Raw genomic sequence first — 20,235 nt, 5'->3', positions numbered from 1 at the left:
GTAGAACGCTAAGGCAGTCGCGGCGCAGAAGGTTCCGGATGCCCAGTCAGCGGGACATTGCGAGTGGATTGGCGAAGAACGGCTCCTGCCACGGTTCGGGCGTTGTGCCCGCCCCAGCAGAATCGCGGCTTGCCTTCTTCGATGTCTACGCTGCTCACGTGAGGACAAATCCCAGCTTCGGCATCGTCGACGAAACGCTCGGCACCCTTGCACGCGGCATGCTTCCCCGCCTACGCCACGTCTTCGAGCAGCACCAGGCTCTTCACCGTCTGGCCGTCGAAGCGATTGTCAACGTCTGACAGACTCGTGCGGTTTGCATTTCATGGACGGGTACTGGCCGGCGGTTCGTTTCAACGGCGACGATGGCGTGATCGAGGTGACTGTCGAATCCTGACCGCGATCCTCGTCTCGGGCTGTCGGCTGATGTTCCTCGGCACTGATGAAGAATAATCATCTACATGAAATGGAACACCCCTACAGAGACCGGCTGGTTCGTCAACCTCGCCGAAGGTGGTTCGGCCGTATCGATATTCGATCCGTCGGGGAACGTTCAAGGCGAACTGATTCCCGCATCCGACGACGGATCGGAGAGCGTTGCCGGCGGGCGGAAGAGGAAATCGTCAACAGCCGAGCAGGATCGATCCAGGCTCACATTCCGTAAAGGCCGACCTGCATCACTTCGATTGTCCGACGGAACGATCGGGACCCTGATCGACCAGAAGCCCAAGGCCATGCGCCGCAAGAACAAGCTGTGCGAAGTCGATATCGCGGGCAGAACATACCTCTTCGTTCATTCATCGGGCCGAAAGGCAACAGCCCGGCGTGACGGAATCGCATTGGCACACATGGAACGTGGCCGATGGTCCGGTAGAAGCACCGTCGCCAGAAGAACCCTCACGGCAACGGACGCCCTTGACGAATGTGTCCTGACACTGTTTCAGAAGGTAGTGACACCTGGACGTACCGGCGCCTTCGATCAGGTACTGACCGACCTCAGCAACATATGACGTACGCCATATTCGGTGGATCTCAACCGCACTCGAGATACTGACTTTCAACTCTCGGGTCCACGGACATGCCTTGGACACAATGAGTTTCACATCTCGGAGCGGAAGGCTGAAACCAGATCATGGTAGTGTCGACGCTTTGAACACGCTCGCCCAGCGATTGTCGCCAGGTGCGATGATCACAGATCCAGATCTACTCCAGTCCTATCGGCAGGACTGGAGTTTCGATCCCGCAGCCGGAACACCGGTTGCCGTAGTACGTGCTTCGACGACGGCAGAGGCGGTTCGACGGACGGCATCTGAGGCCGCCACATGTAGCGAATAGCGACGAGTACCTGAATTCTCCTGTGCAACCGGATACGGTGAGGCTGTCGTCTTCAATGCGGCGATGCAAGAAGGGAAGCTACGACCAAAACGTTACGTCGGGGAAGACAAGCAAATCACCTGGACATGGCTGGAGGCCTCCGTGATGAATCTCGTTCGCCGACTGAGCGTCTGCACATCCGTCGTGATCGCTTCTACTCTGACGTCGGTAGCGCTCGCATCCGCCGCGGTGACCATTCCATTCCAGGTCAACCCTGCGCCGTACGGCAACCCGAACGGCAGCTTCGACGCGCCGGCCGTCCGCTGCGTAGCTGTCGTCGGTGAACAACCCGGCACGGTGACGATCACCGGAGGCAAGGAAGGCCGGTGGGGATGCCTGCTCTCGTCCGAAGTGCGCTGGCTGAACCTTTCGACCGGGGCCTCCGGCTCGGCTCGGCTCTCGGACGGTCTCAACGGAGTCCCAGCAGAGGCGATCGTGCAGACCGGGACCGGTCAAGTCGCTGTTGCCGTGCTGTCCGTGGCCGGATCCATCATCACCCCAGGTGTCACATCGTTCTACGTGCCGTAGCACCAGACTCCGCATCACCGGCACCGTTGGACCTAAGGTCCTGTTTACCGACCCGTCATCCCGGTTAGCCTGAAAAGACGCTACCGAGAGGACACTCATGACCTCGTCAGTGCACGAAACGATCGCCGTGGATCTGGATTTGATCGACCTGTACAAGGACCTCCACAGCCATCCGGAACTGGGGTTTCACGAGCAACGAACATCCAGTCTGGTGGAAAGACATTTAACAGCACTTGGATTCGACACCACCACCGATGTCGGGACTACCGGAGTCGTCGGAGTCCTGAAGAACGGAGTGGGCCCCACAGCGCTGCTGCGTGCGGATATGGACGCCCTCCCGGTTCGGGAAGAAACCGGATTGGACTACGCCAGTACCGTAACAACGACCGACGATCAGGGAAAGACCGTCTCGGTCAGCCACGCGTGCGGCCATGACCTGCATACGACCTGCTTACTCGGTGCGGCCCGGATCCTCTCTCAGGATACGACGACCTGGTCTGGCACTCTTGTCCTCGTCTTCCAACCGGCTGAGGAACTTGGCGCGGGTGCGCAAGCCATGGTCGACGACGGACTGTTCGAGCGATTCCCGAGGCCCGACATCGTTCTCGGACAACATGTATCGCCGCTACCGGCAGGCACGATCGCCGGGCACGCCGGCCCCTCGTATGCGGGATCGGACTCACTTCGTGTGAGACTGGTCGGAAAGGGCGCCCACGGATCTATGCCGGAGAACTCGGTCGATCCCGTGGTCATGGCAGCCGAAACCGTGTTGCGTTTGCAAACTGTCATCTCACGCGAGGTCCCGAGTACTGCCACAGCTGTCCTCACCGTCGGCTCCATCCATGCTGGAGATGCCGCCAACGTCATTCCCGGCGAAGCAGAACTGCAACTCAACATCCGCAGCTACGACGCAGGTGTGCGTCAGCGCATCCTGGACAGCGTCGACCGCATCGTCCGGGGCGAAGCGGCCACCGCCGGTGCACCCACCCCACCGACCATCACCGAGACGGAGCACTTTCCGATCGTCGTCAATGATCCGGCAGCGCTGGACAAGACACTCGATGCGTTTGCCGAATGGTTGGGGACGAACAAGATTCTCGATCCCGGAGCGGGAGCAGGTAGTGAAGATGTCGGCATTCTCGCGACCAGTGCCGGTGCGCCACTGTCGTACTGGCTGTTGGGCGGTACCGACCCTTCACTGTTCACGACAGGTGACATGACTGATCCGGCTTTGCGAACCGTGCCGTCGAACCACTCTCCGCACTACGCTCCCGTGATCGAGCCGACCCTGACCATCGGTGTGAACGCCTTGGTCGTCGCGGCCAGGACGTGGCTCCCAACTCCCTAGAGTGTTGCGGGTCCGCAATCGATCGATCGTCCATTCGATCAAGGCTGCAAACGCGTAGGCGCCGCCGAGAATACTTGCAGCGCCCCACCCTGCCGCGTCGAAAACCATAGTGGTGGAAACCGCCCCAGCCGCGCTGCCCAACGAATAGAACACCATGTAACTACCGATGATCTGCCCCGACGATTCCGGTGTGTTCGCGACGATCAGATTCTGGCTCGTGACATGAACAGCCTGCACGGCGAAGTCCAACGCAACAACACCGACTACGAGTAACACCAGCGAGTGCGTCGCCTGCGCGTTGAATACCCACGACAGCAAGAGAACGACCAACGACGCCCCGGTGACGCGTTGCGCTTTGCCTTGATCGGCCCACCGACCGGCACCGACCGCGCCCAATGCTCCAACCAATCCTGCGATTCCGAAGAGCCCGATCTGTGTGGTCGACAACCGCCATGGTTCCTCACTCAACGGCAGGGCCATTCCGCTCCACAAAGCACCAAAGGACGCGAAAAGGAACAAGGCGATCAGGGCCCGGGTGCGAAACAGTCGGTTCGTAAGCGTCAACGTCACGACAGACCCCATTGCACGCACGTACGAACGCCTATCGTGTTGCGAACGAGGATCTTTCGGCAGCATCGTCAGCGCGACGGCCGCGACCAGTACCGAAATGAAAGTGGATCCCGCGTAGACCGCCCGCCAGCCTGCCAGATCCGCAACTGCGCCGGCGACAGTCCGAGCGAGGATGATGCCGACGACAACGCCGCTGGTGATGACACCGATGTTTGCGCCCCGCTCGTCCGGGTCACTGATTGCCGCAGCATAGGCAACTATGACTTGAACAACTACCGAGAACGTGCCTGCGACCGCCATCCCGATCAACAGCTGCAGATTCGTGGTGGCCAGAGCAACAAGCATCGTTCCCGTTGCAGCAGCGACGATCTGGATTGCGATCAATTTCTTTCGATTCACGAGATCGCTCAATGGCACCAACACGATCAACCCCACCACATAACCGAGTTGGGCGAGTGCGACTACGAAACCGAGGCCGGCCGGAGGAATGGAAAGATCCGAGCCTATTTGCCCGAGGAGCGGCTGTGCGTAGTAGATGTTGGCTACCGAGACCCCGCAGAGCACTGCGAGCAACAGGCGAAGTCCGCGAGACATTTTCAACTTGCCCCGCGCGTTCTCGACAGCATGACGTGCAGTCACTTCCACCTCAACTTGGTTGCGTTTTGATACCATTTGGAGGTTACGTCAATACAGTTTCAAAACGCAACCAATGAGGAACTCGATGCCGGATCGCGCACAATGGACGGACCCGCACTGCCCGACGGCCCGAGCGGCCGACATCATCGGCGACAGATGGTCGCTGCTGATCGTGCGTGACGCCTTCGACGGGTCATCGAGATTCAGTCAGTTTCAACGAAACCTGGGCATCGCAAAGAACATTCTCACGGACAGGCTCAAAGTCCTTGTCGAGCAGGGAATCTTCGAAGTCCAACCGAACGCGCAAGGTACCCGCAACGAGTACATCCTGACCGAACGCGGTATGGATCTGTTCATCGTGATCATTAGCCTGCGACAGTGGGGAGAGCGCCACGCCTTCGATGACGGTGAGCCACACTCGATCTTGATCGACGACACCACGGGCGATCCGGTTCCCAGGCTTCGACTGATCAACACACGGAATATCGACCTGGACCCTACAAGTACACATGTGGAGAAGGTCGAGGAAGGTTGACCCGCAACTCGCCAGATTGACAGATGGGCGCACATGATTCGAAGTGCGCGCATACTCCGACTATGACTGTCGATCTCGAGTTCTCCTGGCCGCAGTTTCTCTGGATTGCATTCATCTTCGTCGGCGTGCCCGCAACTATCGGCGCGAGCATCATCTGGACAATCTGGCGTTCGGAACGAACTGGCCTGGAGCACTCCACGACCGCCCTCGGCGGCGGGCACACGGGATCGGGCTCACTCGGACTGTGGAGCACCGGCCTGTTGGCCTTTGCACTGGGCTTTCTGTCTTGCATGGGCTGGCTCAGCTGGTCAGCCGACTACAAAGGCGGATTCCGCGGCCCCGGCCTGCCTGCCCCGACACAGTTCCCCACATGGCAGGTCGTCGCCTGTGGACTGACAGTGATTCTGGCGTGTTTCGGTTCCGCCCATTGCTCGCGATGGATGAAGGCCGGCGGTATGACGGCCGCTGCCGGCACTGCTGCGGGATTCACCACCGCATTCAGCATCGACGCCAGTACTGATGTCACCGGACAGGCAGGCGTGGGCGTCGCACTGTCCACAATCGGATGGGGCCTCACCCTTACCGCACTGATGCTTCTGCGCAGCAAGTGGTCGCAACGAGGGTGAATCTGTCACTCAGTGCGGTTCACCCGCGGCGCGTTCAGTGGCGCGGGCAGTGTCGTCGAGGTGACAGTCGAATCTTGGCGTATGAATTGACGTGATGCCCAGGCGGATCAGTATCGCGAGTAGTGCTGAATTTCCTCACGATCGGCAGCGCAGATGCACTTTCGATCGAGACCGCGGTCGGCAGTCACTGCGCAGAAGCGAACCCCGAGCGGATCGTGGGATTTCATACTGTGCTGACACGCCGGGCAGATCGACGGTGTTTTCTGATCCTCGTCAGTCGACTCGGATTGCCCTCGTGCATTCGACACATCGGACGGGTTCGACGCCATACCGGCGCTCCAGTTCTCGGCCGTTCGACCACAGACCGGGTTGGCGTCGAGGACGACATGGCTTGACCGCGCATATTCGAATGACCCTCGACGTACCCCACGCTACTCGCTTCGGCACACCGGTTTGTACCAATTTCTGCCCACGCGACAATCCCGGTCGAGCAGGATAGAACTACTGCACGCACCATTTCCGTGCAGGATTCGAATTCGTGCAGCATTCGTCGTGAAAGGGCTTCTCGTGAACACTTTCCAACGTGTATCCGCCGCCGTGAACGTAGTGGTCCAACCACTGATCGGCGCTCCGATCGTAGGCAAACTACTGGGCCGTTCCATGACCGTCATCACCTACGTCGGACGCAAGTCCGGTCGCACCTTCAGCGCGCCCGTGTCCTACAAACGAAAAGGCGACCATGTGACGATCGGCGTTGCCATGCCGGACAAGAAGAGTTGGTGGCGCAATTTCTACCCGGAACAAGGTCCGATCGTTCTCCAACTGGACGGTATCGATCGCCCCGGCGAGGCACTCGCACACCGAAAAGGCAAGGGTGTCTACGTCTCCGTCGAACTCGCTCCCGTCGACTGAGCGGATCGAACAGCCACCGGTGCAATCACATTCAGCTCACACCCACCGCCTCACGAGATCTGGGTGATTCAGATCTCGTGACGGTCGGGACCTTTGACTCTGTGCAATCGAGACTCGGTCTCGCACCCTTCGACGCGGGTTTTTTGTCGACCATCGGTCGGACAACCCGATCCTGTCGGGACATTACCGTCCGGTAACATCGACGGCAGGCGTGAGCTGGAAGAGGTGACCACCGTGACGATCGGCATCTATCTGGTCGACGACCACGAGATCGTCCGTCGTGGATTGGCAGACCTGTTGAATCAGGTATCGGGATTCAACGTTGTTGGCGAGGCGTCGTGTGTTCGCGAAGCCTCGGCCGGAATACCCGAATGCCGACCCGACGTGGTTGTCATGGACGTCAGACTTCCCGACGGTAACGGTGTGGAACTGTGCCGAGAACTGGCGTCGACCTACCCGAGCGCCGCCACTTTGATGCTCACGTCGTACTCCGACGACGACGCACTGCTCGACGCCCTGATCGCCGGCGCACGAGGATTCGTCCTCAAGAACATCCGCGGCCACGACCTGGTGTCGGCGATCCGCACGGTTGCTACCGGCAAGTCGCTGTTGAACACCCAGGCGGTGATCGGTTTGGTCCGGCGCATCCGGTCCGAACAGAAGTCGGGTACTGCGGCAGCCCTGTTGACCGATCAGGAGCTCTTGATCTTCGAGTTGATCGGCAAGGGACTGAGCAATCGAGAGATCAGCTCGCACGCAGAACTCTCGGAGAAAACAGTCAAGAACTACGTCTCACGCATCCTCGAGAAACTGGGTCTCGAACGTCGAACGCAGGCCGCAGTTCTGGCGACAAAGCTTCGTGCGGGCACTTTGCACCCGGATCCTTCGGGCCAGGCGACCACTCACCTGCTGACGCCATCCGGCTCGCCCTTCTCCGCCACCACGGGCACGCACCATGCCAGGTAGCCGCGACGCGCTCATGCTCAGCCTTTTCGGCGACATCGCCGGAAGCGCAGAGCTGACTGCTCTCAACCCGACTGCAATTCCCAAACTGCTCAGTGCCGTGTTGACCGTCGGGTCCACACTCCAGCTCGACGAAACCCTGCAACAGATAGTCGACGTCGCGCGACATCTCCTCGAAGCGGACTACGGCGCGCTCGGCGTGAAATCCCCCGACGGACGCTTGTCCCGATTCATCCACTCCGGTATGACTCAGGGGCAGGTTGCCAAGATCGGGCATCTTCCCGAAGGTCACGGCCTGCTGGGCCTGGTCGTTCGAGAACCGTGCCCGGTTCGAACCGACCGAATCTCCTCGCATCCGTCCTCGGCAGGGTTTCCGACCAATCATCCGCCGATGGACACGTTTCTCGGTGTTCCGATCTTCGTCAGGGGCGAGGTGTTCGGCAGCATCTACCTCGCGGACAGCTCGGAACGGACTGCATTCGACGACCGCGACGAGGCTGTACTCCAGATTCTGGCAAATGCTGCGAGCATCGCCATCGACAATGCGCGTCTGTTCGAGGAATCCCGGACGCGAGAAGCCTGGCTCAAGGCCGTCGCCGCCGTCAATGCACGTCTGCTCAGCGGCGGATCCCGCGACGAGACGCTATCGGAACTGGTTCGGACGACGCGGCACCTCACGGATGGAAATCTTGTGTGCGTCGTTCGCTACGACCTCGGCAGAGAGCCGGTAGTCCACGTCGCCGATGCTGCTGATTCCCAGCCTGCCCCCGCGACCGGATCAGCCGTCGATCTGTCCGGGACCGTGATCGACGACGCTGCGCGGAGCCGGCGGCCGATCTCTGCACCACATGGCAGTTCCGTTCCGGCACTGAACGTTTCCGGCGACGAATCAGTGGTCGCACTCCCCCTCTCCGGAACCTCGTTCGGCGGCGGTGTTCTCTTCGCGTCACGCCGCAGCAACCGCCCGTGGGGAGTGGACGAGATCGAGCAACTGACGGCGATGGCAGACATCGCTTCTGTCACTGTCGAATTCGCAGAACAGCAACGGAAAGAAAGACTGGTCGACGTCCTCGAAGATCGCGACCGAATCGCGCGGGATCTCCATGACCACGTCATCCAACAGTTGTTCGCCACCGGGTTGAGTTTGCAGGGGGTGCTGCAACGTCCAGGCGACGAGGACACCGTTCGAACCGTATTGGACACCTCTGTCGATCAACTCGATCGAACAGTCCGTGAAATCCGCACCGCAGTCTTCGACCTCCATACGAGCGAGATGTCTACTCCCACAAGCCTGCGGCGGCGACTACTCGATGCCGTCAACGGTCTGTCCGGCCACTCGTCGATCACTCCCAGCGTCACTTTCGAGGGAACCATCGACAGTTCCGTCCCGTCTCGACTTGCCCCGCACGCCGAAGCCGTTGTGCGCGAGGGCTTGAGCAACGCTCTGCGGCATGCACATGCCGATGCCATCGACGTCACCATCCGGGCCACCGAGGAGCTTGTCATCAGCATCGTCGACGACGGTGTGGGAATCGACCAGGCAACCAGAATCCACGGTCTCGACAACCTGGCGACCCGCGCTCGTCAGTGCGGAGGCTCGAGCAACATCACCAGCGAGAACGGTGTCACCGAACTGGTGTGGCGTGTTCCGCTGAGCCCCAGGCGAAGTCCGTTGCCGATCCAGCATCGTTGAGCGTCAGAGCGGATCCAGTTGGGCCTTGAGCAGGCAGAACTCGTTACCTTCCGGATCGGCCAGGACATGCCATTGTTCGTGCCCTGTCTGGCCGATGTCGGCCGGCCGCGCACCAAGACTCAACAGGCGTTCCAGTTCGGCCTCCTGATCGCGATCGGTGGCGTTGACGTCGATATGCAGGCGGGGCTTACCCTTCTCCGGTTCGTCTCTGCGACTGAGGATGATCGTCGGCTGCGGACCGCCGAACCCTTCGCGTGGGCCGATCTCCAACGAACCGTCGTCCATTCGATCGAGCACGACGAAGTCCAGGACCTCGCACCAGAACCGGCCCAGCACCTCGGGTTCCCGGCAACCGAGCACCAGTTCACTGATACGACATGCCATGACCATCTCGCTTTCTTTCGGCTCGTGAAGACAACTCTCTCGACCGTACCGGACCACGTGATCTACGCCATGCCTCTGTTCCGATCCTAGGGACCTTTTCCCCTCGTCCGAGTTCCCGGTCGCCACGATCATTGCGTTATGTTCCACAGTCCCAGGCATTCTCGGTCTTTCGTCACGTCGATGTGCGTAGGCGGCCGTCGTGGTTGATCTCGCGCCCCGGCCGGTCGGTGAGGTCGATTCCCCCGCCGATGCAATTCCCCGAACCGCTCCGAAGGGTTCGAAACTGGTCGAGATCCTCAGGACCACCGATCACAAGATGATCGGTCTGATGTACATCGTGACATCGTTTGCCTTCTTCTTGATCGGCGGACTGATGGCACTACTCATGCGCATGGAATTGACCGTTCCGGGAATGCAATTCCTGTCCAACGAGCAGTACAACCAGTTGTTCACCATGCACGGCACGATCATGCTCCTGCTGTACGCGACCCCGGTGTTCTTCGGATTCGCCAACTACCTCATGCCACTGCAGATCGGGTCGCCGGACGTGTGTTTCCCGCGACTCAACGCCTTCAGCTACTGGCTCTATCTCTTCGGCGGCCTGATCGCGTCCGCCGGATTCGTAACACCTGGTGGTGCGGCAGATTTCGGCTGGACCGCCTACGTACCGCTCACCAGCGAACTCCACTCCCCCGGCATGGGCGCCGACCTGTGGATCATCGGTCTCGCTCTCGGCGGCGTCGGCACCATCCTCGGCGCAGTCAACATCGTTTCGACGATCGTCTGCCTGCGCGCCCCGGGTATGACGATGTTCCGCATGCCGATCTTCACGTGGAATGCGCTGGTCGCCAGCATGCTGATCCTCCTCGTTTTTCCGCTGCTCGCTGCTGCCTTGATCGGACTGTGGGTGGACCGGCACCTGGGAGCGCACCTGTTCGACCCCGCCACCGGTGGAGTCATGTTGTGGCAGCACCTGTTCTGGTTCTTCGGCCATCCCGAGGTCTACATTCTGGCGCTGCCGTTCTTCGGCATAGTCTCGGAGATCTTCCCCGTCTTCAGCCGCAAGCCGATCTTCGGATACACCGGATTGGTCTACGCAACATTGGGAATTGCTGCACTGTCGATCGCTGTGTGGGCGCACCACATGTACGCAACCGGCGCCGTTCTCCTCCCCTACTTCTCGTTCATGACCTTCCTGATCGCAGTTCCCACCGGAGTCAAGTTCTTCAACTGGATCGGCACCATGTGGAAGGGGCAGTTGACTTTCGAATCGCCCATGCTGTTCTCCGTCGGCTTCCTGGTCACATTCCTGTTCGGCGGACTCTCCGGCGTCATCCTTGCCAGCCCGCCCTTGGACTTTCATGTCACCGACTCGTACTTTGTTGTCGCGCATTTCCATTACGTCCTCTTCGGGACAATCGCGTTCGCGACATACGCCGGAATCTACTTCTGGTTCCCGAAAATGACCGGCCGGATGTTGGACGAGAAGCTCGCCAAGATCCATTTCTGGTTGACCCTGATCGGCTTTCACGCAACATTTCTCGTCCAGCATTGGCTCGGCGCCCAGGGCATGCCTCGTCGGTACGCGGACTACCTGCCATCGGACAATTTCACTCTTCTCAACACGATCTCGACCATCGGCGCGTTTGTGCTCGGAGCCTCGACGATTCCGTTCATCTGGAACGTTTTCAAGAGCTACCGGTACGGCCGAATTGTGACCGTCGACGATCCTTGGGGCTTCGGAAACTCGCTCGAATGGGCGACGTCCTGCCCACCACCGCGACACAACTTCACCGAACTTCCCCGAATCCGCAGTGAGCGGCCGGCATTCGAACTGCACTACCCCCACATGGTCGAAAGAATGCGCGACGAGGCGCATGTCGGACTGCTTGGTCACAAGTCGGTTTCCGACGTGAGAACTGAGGTGAAACAACATGAATGACGGCACGAAGTACCGAGCCTGGGCAGAAAAGCAGCACCACGAATGCCGAGCGAAACCCGGCCATCTCCTCGCCCCGTTGCTCGTGCTCATGTTCGCTGTCACGACGCTCGTGTGGTTGCCCCTGACGACTGCCGCGTGCTCGATAGTCGTCGCAGGATTGCTGTTCGGCACTGTCCTGCAAGCTAGTTCGCATTCAACAGACACAGCTCGAGGAGTTCACGATGAAGCCCGAACTATCGACTGATCTCATCACCTCGGAGTGGTCCGCGGACGGAGCGGTGGTCGTGTGCATCGACGGATCCCCGCTGCGCCCCGGCGAGATCACGTGGGCGGCTGAGTTCGCACATCGCCACGGTCTCTGGATGCGAATCGTTTTCGTAGCTCCGAGCGCCGATCTGAACACCTCGGCATCGCCGACCGGCCTGTTCATGGAGGCCATTCAGATCGCCGAGTCGGTGTCGCCAGATCTTCGGATCCGGACCGATCTGATCTCCGGGGAGAACACCGCAATTCTCACCGCGCTGACAGCTGAGGCCGCCTTGATCGTCGCACCACAGGACGATCCCGCCGCACCTGGACCGACATGTTCGTTCGCAAGAGTCGGAACACCGCGTGAAAGCAGCGCTGCGGCAGCCTTGCCGGTTGTCGTCGGTTTGGACGGAAGCGCCTACAGCGAAAGCGCTCTGGCCATCGCATTCAAGGAAGCAGAGGCAGCGAACACCGAACTGGTCGTCGTGCACGCAGCGCCGCCAGAGGCCGAGCTGCGTCGAGACTTCGCATCCGGGCACGCGCCCCAGCACTCGACGCCGCTGACGTGGCAACTGTCGGGTTGGGCCACGCTCTACCCTGGCGTCGCGATCCGTCAGATCGAGTTCGACGGCCCCTCGGTTGCCATTCTTGAACAACTCTCCACCGAGGCACGGCTTCTCGTCGTGGGTCGGCGTGGGCGAGGCTCGTTCGACGACACCGCTCTCGGCACCACGAGCAGTGCGATGATTCGAAAAGCACACTGCCCGGTCATCGTTGCCAGCGAAGCCTGAATCAGATCGTCACCCGGTCAGAAGCCGTAACTGTGGATGGGTGCGAGCTGACCGGAGTGATGGGCTTCGATTACGAAACGCTCGTGGTCGACCAACTTCTCCGGGAGTTCGTCAACCGGCCACCACCGCAGATCTGCAGATTTCAACGGCTCCATCCGGCGTGGTTCACCCGACCACGTGCGGCATTCGTAGAAGAAGTCCACTCGATGATCCACCGGTTCGCTCCCGTCCGCGTGGCGGCGATGCAACACGGTCAGCGGCTTCAGTTCCGAGGAAAGCAATTCGACACCAAGTTCTTCCGCAGCCTCCCGAACGGCAGCGTCGATCGCCGACTCCCCCAGTTCGACGTGGCCCGCAGCAGCGTGAGCCCAGTATCCGTCCATGAATCCCGTGCCCTCGCGCAATTGCAGCAGCACCTCGCGCCGTTGTACCGGGTTGCTTCGACAGAACATCACGTACACCGCTGGTACCAGCGCAAATTGATCGGCCACACGACCACGCTATCGTGCGCGTGAAATGACGGCGCCCCGCGAGAACAAGCTCGCGGGGCGTCGTCGACGATCTGCTGGATCAGTTCACGTCGAACCGGTCGAGGTCCATCACCTTGGTCCAGGCTGCGGCGAAGTCCTCGGCGAACTTCTGCTTGGCGTCTGCGCTGGCGTACACCTCGGCGAGTGCACGCAGTTGCGAATTCGATCCGAAAACGAGATCGACCGCAGTTGCCGTGTACTTCGGATCGCCCGTCACGCGATCAACGCCGTCGTATACGTTTTCGTCCGTCTTCGACGGCTTCCACTCGGTACCCATGTCGAGAAGGTTGACGAAGAAATCGTTGGTCAACGTCTCGGGACGATCGGTGAACACGCCGTGACGGGTATTGCCGAAGTTCGCGTTCAGCGCGCGAAGTCCGCCGACCAGCACTGTCACCTCGGGCGGGGTCAGCGACAGCATGTACGCGCGGTCGACCAACAGAATCTCTGCCGGAATCTTCTCGCCTCCCTTGAGGTAGTTCCGGAATCCGTCGGCCCGGGGTTCGAGTACCTCGAACGAGTCGACGTCTGTCTGCTCCTGCGTTGCATCCGTTCGGCCCGGCGTGAACGAGACCGTGATGTCCTGTCCGGCGTTCTTCGCAGCCTGTTCGACGGCCGCTGTACCACCCAGAACGATCAGGTCGGCGAGAGAAACCTTTGCTCCACCAGCCTGGTTGAAGTCCTGCTGAACACGCTCGAGAGTCTGAAGCACCGCGGAGAGAGCTGCAGGCTCGTTGACTTCCCAATTCTTCTGCGGCTCCAGTCGGATTCGCGCACCGTTGGCGCCGCCGCGCATGTCCGTGCTGCGGAAGCTCGCGGCAGACGCCCACGCCGTCGATACCAACTGCGAAATGGACAGCCCGGAGTCGAGAAGTCGATTCTTGAGGATCGCGATGTCTGCGTCCCCGATCAGTTGATCATCGGCCGAGGGAACCGGGTCCTGCCACAGCTGCGGCTCGGGAACCCAAGGTCCCAGGTAGCGCGTGACCGGTCCCATGTCACGGTGAAGGAGCTTGTACCAAGCCTTGGCGAACTCTTCGGCGAATTCTTCCGGATGATCGAGCCAGCGCCGGGTGATCTTCTCGTACGTCGGATCCAGGCGTAGGGACAGGTCGGTCGTCAGCATCGTCGGGGTGCGTCCGGCCGACGAATCGAACGGATCCGGGATGGTGCCCGCCCCCGCGCCGTCCTTCGGAATCCACTGCCACGCACCCGCCGGACTCTTGGTCAGCTCCCAGTCGTAGCCGTACAGAATCTCCAAGAAGGTGTTGTCCCACTTCGTCGGAGTGGGAGTCCACACGACTTCGAGACCACTGGTGATCGCGTCCTTACCCACACCCGTGCCGAAGGCACTCTTCCAGCCCAGTCCCTGCTGCTCGATGGGAGCACCTTCCGGCTCCGGTCCGACGAGGTCGGCCGGTCCGGCTCCGTGCGTCTTGCCGAAGGTGTGACCGCCGGCGATCAGCGCAGCTGTCTCCACGTCGTTCATCGCCATGCGGGCGAACGTTTCTCGGATGTCGCGGGCGGCCGCTACCGGATCCGGTTGCCCGTTGGGTCCTTCGGGATTGACGTAGATCAGGCCCATCTGCACGGCTCCGAGCGGTCCGGACAGCTCACGGTCTCCGCTGTAACGCTCGTCGCCGAGCCAGGTGTCCTCGGGACCCCAGTAGATCTCCTCGGGCTCCCAGATGTCTTCTCGGCCGAATCCGAAGCCGAAGGTCTTGAACCCCATCGACTCCAGGGCACAGTTGCCCGCGAACACCAGCAGGTCGGCCCAGGAAACCTGCTTTCCGTACTTCTGCTTCACGGGCCAAAGCAGGCGCCGGGCCTTGTCGAGGCTGGCGTTGTCCGGCCAACTGTTGAGCGGGGCGAAACGCTGAGCACCTTGGCCGCCACCGCCGCGGCCGTCTGCAATGCGATAGGTGCCGGCAGCATGCCAGCTCATACGCACGAAGAGTCCGCCGTAGTGCCCGTAGTCGGCCGGCCACCAATCCTGCGACGCCGTCATCAACGCGATGACGTCGCGCTTTAGCGCCTCGACATCGAGCTTGGCGAATTCCTGGGCGTAATCGAAGTCGGCACCCATCGGATTCGACTTCGACGAATGTGAATGCAAGACAGAGAGATCCGGCTGATTCGGCCACCAGTCGCTGTTTGTTCTCGGACGATTCCCGGTAGGCGTCGGAGACGGGATTGCGGGGTTTTCACTTTCGCTGGTGCTCTCGGTGTTTCCGTCGTGAGCAACCGGGCAACTATCGGACACGATAATCCCTCCATGAGCGAGTAGAACGGACTTCGATCACGTTTGTGATCGCAAACTCTGAGTTGTCGAGCAGTCGGGACACAGGCCCCAGTAAATGACCTCGGCTTCGTCGAGAACGAAACCGTTGTGCGCCGACGGCGTCAAACACGGTGCCTCTCCGACTGCGCAGTCGACATCTGAAACGACCCCACAGGACCGGCAGACGACGTGATGATGGTTGTCGCCGACGCGTGACTCGTACAGCGCCACCGATCCGGACGGTTGGATCCGCCTGATCAGCCCGGCGTCGGTGAGAGCGTGCAACACGTCGTAGACCGCCTGCCGCGACACCCCAGGCAGAACAGCCCGCACAGCATCGAAGACAGTCTCGGTGGCTGCGTGTGGGCGTGCATGCACAACCTCGAGCACCGTGACTCTGGGACGAGTCACGCGAAGCTCAGCGTTACGCAGTTGGGCTGCATAATCCGGCGTCGAAGGCACCTTTCCACTATTGCGCAATCTTCTGGACTGAACCCAGACTTTCGCGAAAATCATCGCTGACAGGGCCCTCCCGCCCGATTCGTCCGTGCTGGAAGTGAGCCGGATTCCTCGCTCTTTCTGGCGTCCCCACACCGCCTTCAGGTTTGTTGCGCGTCGACGCGTCCTGCTGTGTGGTTCCACAAACTCCGACAATCTCCCCTTCGTCCAACTACCGTGAAAGGGAGAATCCGCCGAGGTCAGGAGTGCTCGTGCCCAAACTGGAGATCAAGAGGAAGTCAGAACTCTCACGGCAGGAAGTCGCCGACCGACTCATCGCCCTCGGCCAAGCCCTCGCCAGTGGATCGGAAGTGGAGCTGGGGTCGGGTGGGGACTCGATCGAAATCAGTGTTCCGGAACAGGTTCGGTGGGAACTCGAGATCGAAGTCGACGGCAACGAAGTCGAGATAGAAATCGAGATTCACTGGCGCGACGACCCTCAGGAAGAATCGGAAGAGAAGTCTCCGCCTCGCACCAAAGCAGTTCGTCGCAGCCGACCACGCAAGAGCACTTCCACATAGGCCGACTCGAATACGGTTGTTCGGCACTTACGGAGACGCCGACACCTCGAGAGACACGACGCGCAGCAGTGCTCGGAGGTCACTTTCGATCCGTCGAAACAGTTGATACACAACGATGAATCCGGCGATCCCGCCCAAACACAGCGCACGGACTGTTGCGTTGAGTTCCTCACCGGCACCCGAACCGACAAAACTGAGCCCCGCGATTCCCACCAGGGGAACCGACGCCGCGACTGCGAGGTAACGCGTGCTGCTCCGACCCAGTGAGCGAATATCGCGTCCGTCGTCGCTTCGTAACTCGCCGTGCGACAACAAGATCGGATACAGACATCGAACCGAGTAATACGTCAGGATGAAGAACGGATACGCGACTGCGACGGCGCCGCACACCGCCAGCGACGACATCAGGTGCACGTAGGCTCGCTGCGGAATTCCGCCGGCGGCAATCTGCAATGCGACCGGATATGCGATACCGGCCAGAACCCACAGCCCGAATGCGATCACCACCGCGCGATGTCCGACATTCAGCGTCGCGGTACGCGCTTTGTTCAAGACCTCCGCGCTGTACGTCTGACCGTTGCGCAGTCCGTGAGGCACGGTGAGTGCAAGCCGACACCAATACAGGATCGCTGCGGCACCGAGAGAGAACGCAGCCACCCCGATGACCAGATGAACCTGCTCGAGATGCTGCTGAGCCTGCGGCGAGAGACCCGAGATGATCAGCATCTTGTTGTAGTAGTAGTTGTAGCCCGCCGCAAGAAGATTCGGAATTCCGATCGCGGCAAGCACTATCGGCAGCGCCCACTTCCACAACGTCGAACGTGGACTCCCTTCCGGTGGGTCCACCAGATTGCGAGCAGACCGGTCCAGACACAGTGCGAACTGACGAGCCAACTTTCGGCCGCCAGACCACCTTCCGTCTCTCTCCGGCGAGAGAGACTTGACCAGAACTCGGCGCAGCGCCGGCGGACAGTCGTCCGGTAGCCGTGCCTCGGCTGCGGGATCCACCCCGCGCCGGCGGGCCTCGAGCGCCTTCTTGGGCGACGGTGGGCTCTCCCCCGTACCGTCGTCCGTGAAAGGCCTACTCCCGGTGAGGAGTTCCCACAACATCACGCCCAGTGCATAGATGTCGCTACGGGTGTCGAGTGTGCCAGGCGCCCCCACCGCACAGGCCTCCAATTGCTCCGGAGACATGTAGGCAAGCGAGCCTCCGACAAAACATGCAGCGTCCTCGGTCGAGACCTCCTCACTCGAGCTGACGTTGAAGTCGGCGAGCTTGGGGATGCCTTCGACGCTGAGCAGGACATTCGCCGGCTTGATGTCCCGATGTAATACGCCGTGCTCACGCGCATACTCGAGGGCATCGGCCAGTCGCATCCCCATCCAGGCCACGGTCTCCGGCCACGACATCGCAGCGATCTCGCTCCTCAGGCTCGTCTCGCTGGGCTTCATCTCTCCCTTCTTCGCCAGGGTCTTGTCGATGGCGTCGAGAAGTAGTTGTCCGGACCGCTGCGCCTGCGGTGTCACGCGGACAAGTTTGACCACGTCGAGCAGGGTCCCACCCGGCACGTATTCCATGAACAGGACTCGCAGTGCGCGTTCCTCGAGCAACCGTTGATCGAAGACCCGGACGATGTTGGGATGGTCGAGCTGGGCGAGAGTCTGCGGCTCGACTCCGACGTTGCGCGAGATTTTCAACGCAACCCACCGCTGCATCGAGAGTTGCCGAGCGAGGAACACTCGGGCGAATGCGCCGTGCCCGAGTTCCAACACCAGCTCGAAATCGTCCAGGTGCTGCCCGATTTCGAACTCGTCGAAACCCGAGAGTCCCAACATCATCACGTCTTCGCGACCGGCCATCGAATCACGGTCGAACATCTGCTCGAAACTCTCTGCCTGCAAGGGAAACTCGCTGAGGTACTCGGCTGCTGCGACGTCCTCCCCACCCTGCTTCCGCAGCCGGAACTCCTCGTACAGGAGCTCGGCCGGTAATGGTTCTTCGAGTAATTCGGGATACTCGGCACAGTAATCCGTGAGCCGTTTCGGGCAATCATTTTTCAGCCAGCGGTACTCCATGTCGATTCCGACCAATTCGATCAGCGCCGCCCGACGAATCTTGGCTGGATCAGGCAGATAGTCGCTCAGGTCGGACGGGGTTCGTCCCTCCTCCCAATCCGCCACAAGGCGGCCGAGGCCGTCTGCACCGTTCTGGCCGTCACGCATCACCGGCAGCGTTGAGGGGCGCAACTCGGTGACGGTGCCCCGTTCGGTCAGGGGCCCGCTCGCGATTGTCGCGTCACTGGCCTGCGCACCACGTTCATTCATGACACTTCTGTTCCGCACCTCGATCACAATGAATCGGAGTGACTCACTTCAGCGTAACCCCGGTGGTACTCCAGACCCCAGCGAATCTATTCGGCGTGAACTGCCGACTCCGTGCCGATGCGAACGAGTTCGTCGCGCTCTTTGATTTTGATCCGATCACGCCCATGCTTCACACCGAGGGCACGTTCGGCGGCATCGATGCGAAGCCATCCGTCCCAATCGACGGGCACCACTCTGCCGGCCCTGAGGACCTCCGCGATACGGCCGTGGCCGGCTCGACGCTCGTATGCCGAATCCAACTGTCGCAGCAAGGTTTCGACGGTTTGGCGTGCATCAGGCCGAGCCGCACCGATCAGCCCGGCGGCACCTCGCTTCATCCAGCCCGTCACGAACAAACCTGCGATCGGCGAGCCGCTCTCGTCGACCGCTGCGCCGCCCTGGTGCGCAACATTGCCGCGTCCGTGATCGAAAGGCACCCCGGCAAGTGGCGTCCCGAGAAATCCGATTGCCCGGTACACAGCTTGAACCGGATAGTCGGTACAGATACCCGAAGCGGTGACGTGACCGTATCCGTCCGGGACTGTCCGCTCGACGCGGAGTGCCTCGACTTTCCCGTTGCCGAGAATCTCCACGGGCTGTCGGTAGAAGTGCAGGTGAACTCGACGCTGGGCAGTTCGGTCGGCAGGCGCAGTGTCCGCGAAACCACGGAGTGTCTCGACTGCCAGTCGGGTGTGCACCAACTGTTTGGTCATCCGCTCGACATGCCGGTCCGGTACGACATCGACAGAATCGACGACAACATCTACGCCGGGTAGTTCACCGAGAGCGCGCAACTCGTTCGGGGAGAAGCGAGCGTCGGCTGGTCCGCGCCGGACAAAGATGTGTACTTCGCGAACTCGACTGCCGGCGATCCCTTCCCGAACTTGGTCGGAGACGTCCGTGGCCTGCAGCGATTGCGCCTCGGCGAGGAGCATACGGGTGACGTCGAGTGCGACGTTGCCACCTCCGATCACTGCGACCGATTCCGCGTTCAGCGGCCACTGCGGCGAGCTGTCCGGGTGATCGTTGTACCAACCGACAAACTCGGCGCCACCGAAAGAACCTGGAAGCTCGACGCCGGGAATGTCGAGAGGTGCATCCCGCGGCGCACCGGTTGCAATGATCACGGCATCGTAGGACGAACGTAGGTCATCGACGGAAAGGTCCTTTCCGATCTCCACGTTGCAGAACAGCCGGAACTCACTGGCGACCAGCGTGGTGTGCAGAGAATGGGCGAACTTTTCGGACTCGGGGTGCCCTGGTGCGAGACCGTAGCGCACCAGTCCGTACGGCGTCGGTAGACGCTCGAACACGTCTGTCTTGGTGCCGGGCGCAAGTTCGGCGAGAGCGCCGGCGGCGTGGATTCCCGCCGGCCCCGCTCCGACGATCGCGACACTGAGCGGTGGTGAGAAGAATCGGGGCGCCGCAGGCGGGGATACCGCTGGACCTCTGGCGTTGATCATCCCCCGAGGCTAGGACCTCAACTGCGCTGG

Annotated in this window: 20 protein-coding genes and 1 pseudogene; 13 read left to right on the top strand and 8 right to left on the bottom strand. The window is 61.0% G+C overall.

What is annotated here, in order from left to right; translation table 11 throughout:
- The first annotated feature begins 38 nt into the window (after positions 1-38).
- From A0W34_RS06030 to A0W34_RS06010, 4 genes are all read left to right on the top strand, one after another.
- The gene (locus A0W34_RS06030) at positions 39-299 is read left to right on the top strand and encodes a hypothetical protein (RefSeq protein WP_042452363.1); all 261 of its coding nucleotides are present in this window, start codon (positions 39-41) and stop codon (positions 297-299) included.
- Positions 300-458: 159 nt separating this feature from the next.
- Positions 459-1,007, top strand: a complete 549-nt coding sequence (locus A0W34_RS06025; protein ID WP_003943619.1) for a hypothetical protein — start codon at positions 459-461, stop codon at positions 1,005-1,007.
- 469 nt (positions 1,008-1,476) lie between these two features.
- Positions 1,477-1,899, top strand: a complete 423-nt coding sequence (locus tag A0W34_RS06015) for a hypothetical protein (protein WP_007726468.1) — start codon at positions 1,477-1,479, stop codon at positions 1,897-1,899.
- A 97-nt stretch (positions 1,900-1,996) separates the two neighbouring features.
- Positions 1,997-3,247, top strand: coding sequence for an amidohydrolase (locus A0W34_RS06010; RefSeq protein ID WP_064689438.1), 1,251 nt, complete (start codon positions 1,997-1,999; stop codon positions 3,245-3,247).
- 84 nt (positions 3,248-3,331) lie between these two features.
- Here the strand turns inward: A0W34_RS06010 and A0W34_RS06005 are convergent.
- A pseudogene (locus A0W34_RS06005) lies at positions 3,332-4,411 on the bottom strand (MFS transporter); the annotation flags it as partial.
- 127 nt (positions 4,412-4,538) lie between these two features.
- Between A0W34_RS06005 and A0W34_RS06000 the strand changes: the two are divergent.
- Together A0W34_RS06000 and A0W34_RS05995 are read left to right on the top strand one after the other, a co-directional pair.
- Entirely contained in the window at positions 4,539-4,988 is a 450-nt protein-coding gene (locus A0W34_RS06000) for a winged helix-turn-helix transcriptional regulator (RefSeq protein ID WP_007726458.1), read from the top strand.
- Positions 4,989-5,011: 23 nt separating this feature from the next.
- Complete coding sequence (locus A0W34_RS05995; protein WP_081557470.1) at positions 5,012-5,614, top strand: hypothetical protein; 603 nt, start codon at positions 5,012-5,014, stop codon at positions 5,612-5,614.
- Between the two features lie 107 nt (positions 5,615-5,721).
- On the opposite strand, the gene A0W34_RS05990 is transcribed toward A0W34_RS05995, so the two are convergent.
- The gene (locus A0W34_RS05990) at positions 5,722-5,943 is read right to left on the bottom strand and encodes an RGCVC family protein (protein ID WP_081557469.1); all 222 of its coding nucleotides are present in this window, start codon (positions 5,941-5,943) and stop codon (positions 5,722-5,724) included.
- A gap of 238 nt (positions 5,944-6,181) precedes the next feature.
- Between A0W34_RS05990 and A0W34_RS05985 the strand changes: the two genes are divergently transcribed.
- The 3 genes from A0W34_RS05985 to A0W34_RS05975 all read left to right on the top strand — a co-directional run bounded on the left by A0W34_RS05985 (position 6,182) and on the right by A0W34_RS05975 (position 9,182).
- Positions 6,182-6,526, top strand: coding sequence for a nitroreductase/quinone reductase family protein (locus tag A0W34_RS05985; protein WP_037129595.1), 345 nt, complete (start codon positions 6,182-6,184; stop codon positions 6,524-6,526).
- Between the two features lie 234 nt (positions 6,527-6,760).
- Complete coding sequence (locus A0W34_RS05980; protein WP_058038975.1) at positions 6,761-7,492, top strand: response regulator transcription factor; 732 nt, start codon at positions 6,761-6,763, stop codon at positions 7,490-7,492.
- Complete coding sequence (locus tag A0W34_RS05975) at positions 7,482-9,182, top strand: GAF domain-containing sensor histidine kinase (RefSeq protein WP_063314904.1); 1,701 nt, start codon at positions 7,482-7,484, stop codon at positions 9,180-9,182. The genes A0W34_RS05980 and A0W34_RS05975 overlap by 11 nt, the downstream gene beginning before the upstream one ends.
- Before the next feature lie 3 nt (positions 9,183-9,185).
- Here A0W34_RS05975 and A0W34_RS05970 read toward each other — a convergent pair whose 3' ends face one another.
- A complete protein-coding gene (locus A0W34_RS05970; RefSeq protein WP_007726436.1) occupies positions 9,186-9,566 on the bottom strand; it encodes a VOC family protein in 381 nt (126 codons plus the stop codon).
- Between the two features lie 199 nt (positions 9,567-9,765).
- Here A0W34_RS05970 and ctaD point away from each other — a divergent pair, with 199 nt between their 5' ends.
- From ctaD to A0W34_RS05955, 3 genes are read left to right on the top strand one after another with little or no spacing between them, the layout of a single operon-like run.
- Positions 9,766-11,508, top strand: coding sequence for an aa3-type cytochrome oxidase subunit I (gene ctaD / locus A0W34_RS05965; protein ID WP_007726434.1), 1,743 nt, complete (start codon positions 9,766-9,768; stop codon positions 11,506-11,508).
- Positions 11,501-11,752: a hypothetical protein gene (locus A0W34_RS05960; RefSeq protein ID WP_007726433.1), complete on the top strand. Its 252-nt coding sequence runs from the start codon at positions 11,501-11,503 to the stop codon at positions 11,750-11,752. The genes ctaD and A0W34_RS05960 overlap by 8 nt, the downstream gene beginning before the upstream one ends.
- Entirely contained in the window at positions 11,730-12,548 is an 819-nt protein-coding gene (locus A0W34_RS05955; RefSeq protein WP_065456042.1) for a universal stress protein, read from the top strand. The genes A0W34_RS05960 and A0W34_RS05955 overlap by 23 nt, the downstream gene beginning before the upstream one ends.
- Before the next feature lie 17 nt (positions 12,549-12,565).
- On the opposite strand, the gene A0W34_RS05950 is transcribed toward A0W34_RS05955, so the two are convergent.
- From A0W34_RS05950 to A0W34_RS05940, 3 genes are all read right to left on the bottom strand, one after another.
- Positions 12,566-13,039, bottom strand: a complete 474-nt coding sequence (locus A0W34_RS05950) for an NUDIX hydrolase (RefSeq protein WP_003941446.1) — start codon at positions 13,037-13,039, stop codon at positions 12,566-12,568.
- A gap of 79 nt (positions 13,040-13,118) precedes the next feature.
- On the bottom strand, positions 13,119-15,341 hold the full coding sequence (gene katG / locus A0W34_RS05945; protein ID WP_081557468.1) for a catalase/peroxidase HPI: 2,223 nt from the start codon (positions 15,339-15,341) through the stop codon (positions 13,119-13,121).
- Positions 15,342-15,377: 36 nt separating this feature from the next.
- The gene (locus tag A0W34_RS05940) at positions 15,378-15,821 is read right to left on the bottom strand and encodes a Fur family transcriptional regulator (protein WP_064443491.1); all 444 of its coding nucleotides are present in this window, start codon (positions 15,819-15,821) and stop codon (positions 15,378-15,380) included.
- Between the two features lie 248 nt (positions 15,822-16,069).
- Between A0W34_RS05940 and A0W34_RS05935 the strand changes: the two genes are divergently transcribed.
- Entirely contained in the window at positions 16,070-16,378 is a 309-nt protein-coding gene (locus A0W34_RS05935; RefSeq protein ID WP_037129603.1) for an amphi-Trp domain-containing protein, read from the top strand.
- Positions 16,379-16,405: 27 nt separating this feature from the next.
- On the opposite strand, the gene A0W34_RS05930 is transcribed toward A0W34_RS05935, so the two are convergent.
- Positions 16,406-18,703, bottom strand: a complete 2,298-nt coding sequence (locus tag A0W34_RS05930) for a serine/threonine-protein kinase (protein ID WP_054187591.1) — start codon at positions 18,701-18,703, stop codon at positions 16,406-16,408.
- A gap of 86 nt (positions 18,704-18,789) precedes the next feature.
- Positions 18,790-20,205, bottom strand: coding sequence for an FAD-dependent oxidoreductase (locus tag A0W34_RS05925; protein WP_081557466.1), 1,416 nt, complete (start codon positions 20,203-20,205; stop codon positions 18,790-18,792).
- Positions 20,206-20,235: the final 30 nt, after the last annotated feature.

The organism is Rhodococcus sp. BH4, from assembly GCF_002079265.1.
GTDB lineage: Bacteria > Actinomycetota > Actinomycetes > Mycobacteriales > Mycobacteriaceae > Rhodococcus_F > Rhodococcus_F qingshengii.
This window is presented reverse-complemented; position numbering and strand designations above follow the sequence as displayed.